This window comes from Mesorhizobium kowhaii, assembly GCF_042431665.1.
Taxonomy (GTDB): Bacteria; Pseudomonadota; Alphaproteobacteria; order Rhizobiales; family Rhizobiaceae; genus Mesorhizobium; species Mesorhizobium kowhaii.
In genome coordinates this window covers 1-4,807 of sequence record NZ_JBHLYT010000084.1, presented here as the reverse complement: position 1 = coordinate 4,807, position 4,807 = coordinate 1, and the positions used below count along the sequence as shown (strand labels likewise).

The window sequence follows — 4,807 nt, the reverse complement described above, 5'->3', positions numbered from 1 at the left end:
TTGAGGCCGGACAGGTCGGCGACGGTGTTGATCTCCTTGCGGAACCAGCCACCCATCTGCACGCCGGTGTTGCCGCCCGGCAGGCCGAAAAGGCCCTGCGTGGCAAGAAACTCGTTGAACAGGTCGATGCTAGGCGCCTAACGCCTCCCGGACATCGTCGGGGATGTGTTCCACCAGGGTCGCGATCGCGGCACTGATTTCCACTCCCGTTAAGCCTTGTTCGGCGATGCCGGTGTTGATGGCGCTTGTCATGATCAGCATGCCGTACTCGTCCCCGGCGGCTTTCAGCTTTTCAGCCGCGGCAAATGGGTTAGCCGTGCGCAAGCAGTGCTCGACGGCCAACCTCTGGACCAGCCATTCGATGGCGCAAAGCCGATCATGTCCCTCTGGAAATCCTGCCATGGAAAGTCCCCTCCGCTGCCCAAGTTGCCGATGATGCGGTATTTGTCGGGTTGTTGTCGAATCCCATGGGAGCGTCCCGGCCGCGCAGAGCACATGTGCCCACGACAAAAAGCTACCTTCCGGGACACAAATTTTCAACAGCAGGTGACACTGTCGCTGCGGCCCGCTAATTCAGGCCAGCGAGAGGCGCCAGGGACGCGCAAGGCGCATCTCCGCTGTAGGAGAGCGGCCGGCAAGAACGCGCGCTGGCGGGGCTATCGGCAGTTTGAATTTCCGATCTTCGACCATGGAAGATTCGCTACGCCGTCTCGCCGGGTGTAGGGTGCCTTGTCGTCCGATCTAATAGATCACTCTTAACCGAGGGGAGGACTTCGATGATCAAGAAACTCGTCCTTGGCCTGGCTGCCCTCGTGGTCACCTCGTCATTTGCGCAGGCAGCGGGCGACAGCATCGCCGGTCAGAAAGTCATAGTGAAATGCCAAGGGTGCCACGGCAAGGAGGGCCTCGGCAGAGCTCTGCCCGCCGGTGGCGAAGCGCCCAATCTCGCCGGGCAGAAGTACGACTATCTCGTCCACTCGCTGATGGCTTACAAGGCCGGAGAGCGCAAGAGTTATATGATGTCGTTGGTCGTCAAGAAACTGAACGATGAAGACATCGCCAATGTTGCGGCTTACTATGCCGCGATCACGATTTCCGTCGAAGTTCCGCAGTGACAAGTAACCAAGGCCGGCGATGTCAGGCCGAGCGGACTGACCGGGCGGCGCATCAACTTCGCGAGGCTGCCAGCGGCCCAGCGGCCAAGGGCGGGGGGCTGCTGGGGTTGACCACTGGGCCTAACCGGCGAAGGAGAGTGCCGGCTGGCGAATTATACGCCTCAACCGTGCGGTCTGGCGAGGCTCCAGGCACCGAGCTATATCGGCCGCATGGGCAAGGGCTGGACGTTCCAATCTCTGATCGACGCGAGGATGGATGCCGCCCGGCACCGACTCCCCCGTCAGGGCGCTGCGGCATTGTCAGGTTCGCAGGGGGGCTGGCCTTTGAAGTCACGAGCAAGGCATCCATACTTGTCGAACGTCTGCCCGGTTTCCCTCGCAGCTTTGGCCATACCGCAGCCCGAAATGGCCAGGCAGGAGAGCAGAGCAATCGCGGTTCTCTTAGCGAGCATCGATTTCTTCCTCAGTGGCCCAGATGACTTGCCGCAGATCGCGCATGTCGACCAACTGGCCGCAGATTGGACAGGAATAGAAATTGTCCTGTTCGTCGGAATGGTCGCCGCAGTGGCGCTTGCCGTGGATGGGCGGCCCGAGGTCGGATAGCTTCGTCATGACCATTGAACTTTCAATTCGTCTAAAATGTTCCGGAACCATTTTAGCGCATGCTAATTGAATCGCAGCCGACGGCGACCGCTTCAATACCCGCTACCGGGCGTTGCTGCGCCCCTCGGCGTCGAGGATTGAGAATTGAGCTACTACTCGAAGCTCTATCATATCGATGGCCTCGTGCGGGCCATCGGGTGGAAGAAATCAGTCTCGGTACTGCTTCGCCGCGCGCTGGGGATCGGACCGGCGATGAAAGTTCGCTGTGGCAATCATGAATTGCTGATCAGGCCTACCGACAGCGACTTGTTTGTCATCTCCCAGGTTTTTGGGCATTGCGAATATGAAATCGGAAAAGCAGGCCAAAGCGCGCTTAACCGGCTCGCGACAGCATGGAGGCAAAGGGAGTTCATACCCGTTGTCGTGGATGCGGGCGCGAATGTTGGCTACTCGTCGATTTTCCTTGGAGACCAGTATCCTGATGCCATAGTGATAGCTATCGAGCCGGACCGCCAAGCTTATGAAGTGTTGATATCGAACTGCGCCGGTCTAGAGCAGATCATGCCTGTCTACGGCGCACTCTGGAGCCACGACGGTGAGGTTGCACTTGTCAACAGCGAGCGACCTTCGTGGGCACGGGCCGTATCAGACGGGCGAGGTGTTCCGTCGGTCACCTTGCCGGGCCTTCTTGCCAAATTGCCCAGGACAAAATTGTTGATGCTGAAGATGGATATTGAAGGCGCGGAACTGGAGGCAACGCGTGACTGCGGCAAGGTCCTCAAGGATGTGCCGTGCATTATCGTCGAACCGCACGACTTTATGTTTCCCGGCCGAGGCTGCCTCACTTTCGTGTACTCGTTGTTTGGCGGAAGGAGCATCGACAGTCTGGTGAACGGCGAGAACCTGATATTCATATCGTCGGAACTTCTAGCACCTGAAGCGGCTTCACGGCGACCGCCAGGACGAAGGACAGCCAAGTCAGCGCAATAGCAGCGCGTTTTGCGCAGAATTAGGTTTTTCCACCCCGTTGCTTGTCAGAGGCATCCTGATCAGGAATACGATCCTTCGTTGCGGCGAGCCCTTCAACGGAGATCGCCATTACCCATGACCATGAAATATCCATTTGTCGAAGACACGCTCGGCAAGAAATTGCAGGCCGGATCGGGGCTCTCGGCCGACTGTATGACTTGCCGCCGAAGTTACGCGAGGCCGCGCGAGCCAGCGGACCGAGCTTGGCAACTCCGATCGCGCGACGTCTCGCCTGGACGGCTATTTAGGGGCAGCATACTCCAGCTAAGGTTAGGGTGATCGGCCGCAAACCCTGTTTAATGCTGGCGTCTTGCCGACGCTGGACCGGTCGCGGGGAGCGTCGGGGGAGCGGCCGCGCTTTCGTCAGCGGCCACGGCCCCTCCCCAGACAAAAAAGCCGGGGTGAGGGTCAGTTTCCAGCAGCCTATTTCCGCCGCCGATTAATGTGCAACTTGTGAAGCTGCCGACATCAGTTCCTCGGGGTTCGGTGTCTTGAACGTAATATCGGGGCCATCCTCCAGACCTTCGGTGAAGCTCCAGCGTACAATGCCCCCTCGGTCGATGAGGAACTGACCGACAAGCAACTCCTTAGCGGAAGCCATCATCCGCTGATCGGCTTCCGTAATTTCATATCCCTCCTTCTTGTTGAGGAACTCGTCCATTGCCATGGGGTCCATAGGCTCGGGCAACTCGCCCGGGAGATGGATCCGGATCCCCATGACCTCGTCCATCCCGACCTCGCGCAAGCCGAAAGCACGGTGTGAGGCCCGCTCGGGGTCCGACGCGGCGAGAAGATCGGGCGCCGGGTGGTAACGGAAATAGAGCCGCGCCCTCTCGACCGGCGTATTGACCACCGCCAGGCATTCGACGCCTCTCTCACGCAGGGCCGGCTCGAGTTGCGCCATTGCCGCGACATTGCGCCGACAGAACGCACAGTGCAGGCCTCGAAACAAACCGATCAACAACGGGCTTCGACCGCGAAAATCAGTGAGCGCGATCTTGCCGTCGCGGGAGATCGCGTCGAGCACAATATTCGGTGCCCGGTCGCCCGGCTGCAGCGGGCGGTCGACACTACTCGTGGACATGGACAACCTCCTCGCCCGGACCAATCAAGAAAAGGCAGCGCACCCAGCGCTCGTAGCTGAGCCGTGCTGGGGGCGCAGAACTTCCTGCGCCAGGGCAAAATACCGTTCGGCCTCTGCCATATTTGCCAAGGTCGAGATTACGCGTTGCAACGCCATCGTAACACGAAAAAAGCATCTGCGGGTCGCTCGTTTCGCGAGACCGCCACGAGCGCCGCGCGGGTAAACAGTGGGTCGTCTCATCCGTGCGAAGAGGCCGGGCTTCAGCCGCCCGAACAATCTAGCAGGCGGCCCGCCAGACCCTATGGTGTGATCGGGGAAGCGTTGGCTTAAGCCCTGCCGTCCGTCTCGCTTTCCTCATCGATCGGACCGGCAGATAGGCGTTCGTTTCCAGCCACTCCCGCAGCAAATCGGAATGAGATCCGACTGCATATGGCCTTGGATGCGTCACGCAGGCGAGGCGCGCGCGGCGACGCAATGGGTCAAGCCGGGGCTGATCGGCCGCGTAAAGCACCTCCGCGGCGAGGAAGACTTGCGGCACGCCTCGCTGCAGGATTTCCGCGAGGAGGATTGACTCCCTATTTGTGCTTCTCGACGAAAGCTTTGCATGCGGGGGATAGCTGATCGATCATGCTTTGAAGATCACATTTGCCGATTGGTGTCATCGGGCAAAGCCGTTTGTAGTCGGGTCTGCACTCTTTGCCTTGGAAGTTTTTGAAAGCTTTTGCCTCGGCGGTCATGCTGCTCAAAAGTATTCCCGAGCATGCTAGCGCCAAGCCTAGCCACAGATGCTTCCCCATAGCCCTCTCTCCCCTTGTTGCTTCACAATATCGGTGCAATAAATTAGGATACGCTAATGGGCTGAGCGCTGCAAGCTGGGCACCTCGAACTACGGCATTTCCGAGACCTGTGGGGCGGCAAAGCGGTTCGGCCCGGGCTGATGGCGGGAAGTGGCTTCGGTTTTGGTCGTTGAGGTTGA

General features: G+C 59.4%; 7 protein-coding genes and 1 pseudogene. 3 read left to right on the top strand and 5 right to left on the bottom strand.

The annotated features are described in order from the left end of the window. A pseudogene (locus ACFFNA_RS34545) lies at nt 1–128 on the bottom strand (ABC transporter substrate-binding protein); the annotation flags it as partial. Nucleotide 129: 1 nt separating this feature from the next. Then, the gene (locus tag ACFFNA_RS34540; protein WP_378924370.1) at nt 130–402 is read right to left on the bottom strand and encodes a hypothetical protein; all 273 of its coding nucleotides are present in this window, start codon (nt 400–402) and stop codon (nt 130–132) included. A 374-nt stretch (nt 403–776) separates the two neighbouring features. Between ACFFNA_RS34540 and ACFFNA_RS34535 the strand changes: the two genes are divergently transcribed. Further along, on the top strand, nt 777–1,115 hold the full coding sequence (locus ACFFNA_RS34535; RefSeq protein WP_378924369.1) for a c-type cytochrome: 339 nt from the start codon (nt 777–779) through the stop codon (nt 1,113–1,115). A 441-nt stretch (nt 1,116–1,556) separates the two neighbouring features. Here the strand turns inward: ACFFNA_RS34535 and ACFFNA_RS34530 are convergent, their stop codons facing one another. Beyond that, nucleotides 1,557–1,727 carry a hypothetical protein gene (locus ACFFNA_RS34530; RefSeq protein WP_378924368.1) on the bottom strand — a complete coding sequence of 57 codons (171 nt, stop codon included), beginning with the start codon at nt 1,725–1,727 and terminating at the stop codon, nt 1,557–1,559. Nucleotides 1,728–1,862: 135 nt separating this feature from the next. On the opposite strand from ACFFNA_RS34530, the gene ACFFNA_RS34525 reads away from it, so the two are divergent. Then, nucleotides 1,863–2,708, top strand: a complete 846-nt coding sequence (locus ACFFNA_RS34525) for an FkbM family methyltransferase (protein ID WP_111544945.1) — start codon at nt 1,863–1,865, stop codon at nt 2,706–2,708. 478 nt (nt 2,709–3,186) lie between these two features. Here the strand turns inward: ACFFNA_RS34525 and ACFFNA_RS34520 are convergent, their stop codons facing one another. Next, the gene (locus tag ACFFNA_RS34520; protein WP_006206655.1) at nt 3,187–3,831 is read right to left on the bottom strand and encodes a peroxiredoxin-like family protein; all 645 of its coding nucleotides are present in this window, start codon (nt 3,829–3,831) and stop codon (nt 3,187–3,189) included. Nucleotides 3,832–4,270: 439 nt separating this feature from the next. Between ACFFNA_RS34520 and ACFFNA_RS34515 the strand changes: the two genes are divergently transcribed. Continuing rightward, entirely contained in the window at nt 4,271–4,402 is a 132-nt protein-coding gene (locus ACFFNA_RS34515; protein ID WP_446685989.1) for a hypothetical protein, read from the top strand. Nucleotides 4,403–4,406: 4 nt separating this feature from the next. Here ACFFNA_RS34515 and ACFFNA_RS34510 read toward each other — a convergent pair. Further along, nucleotides 4,407–4,807, bottom strand: a 401-nt coding sequence (locus tag ACFFNA_RS34510) for a hypothetical protein (protein ID WP_378924367.1), incomplete at its 5' end; no start/stop codon positions are given.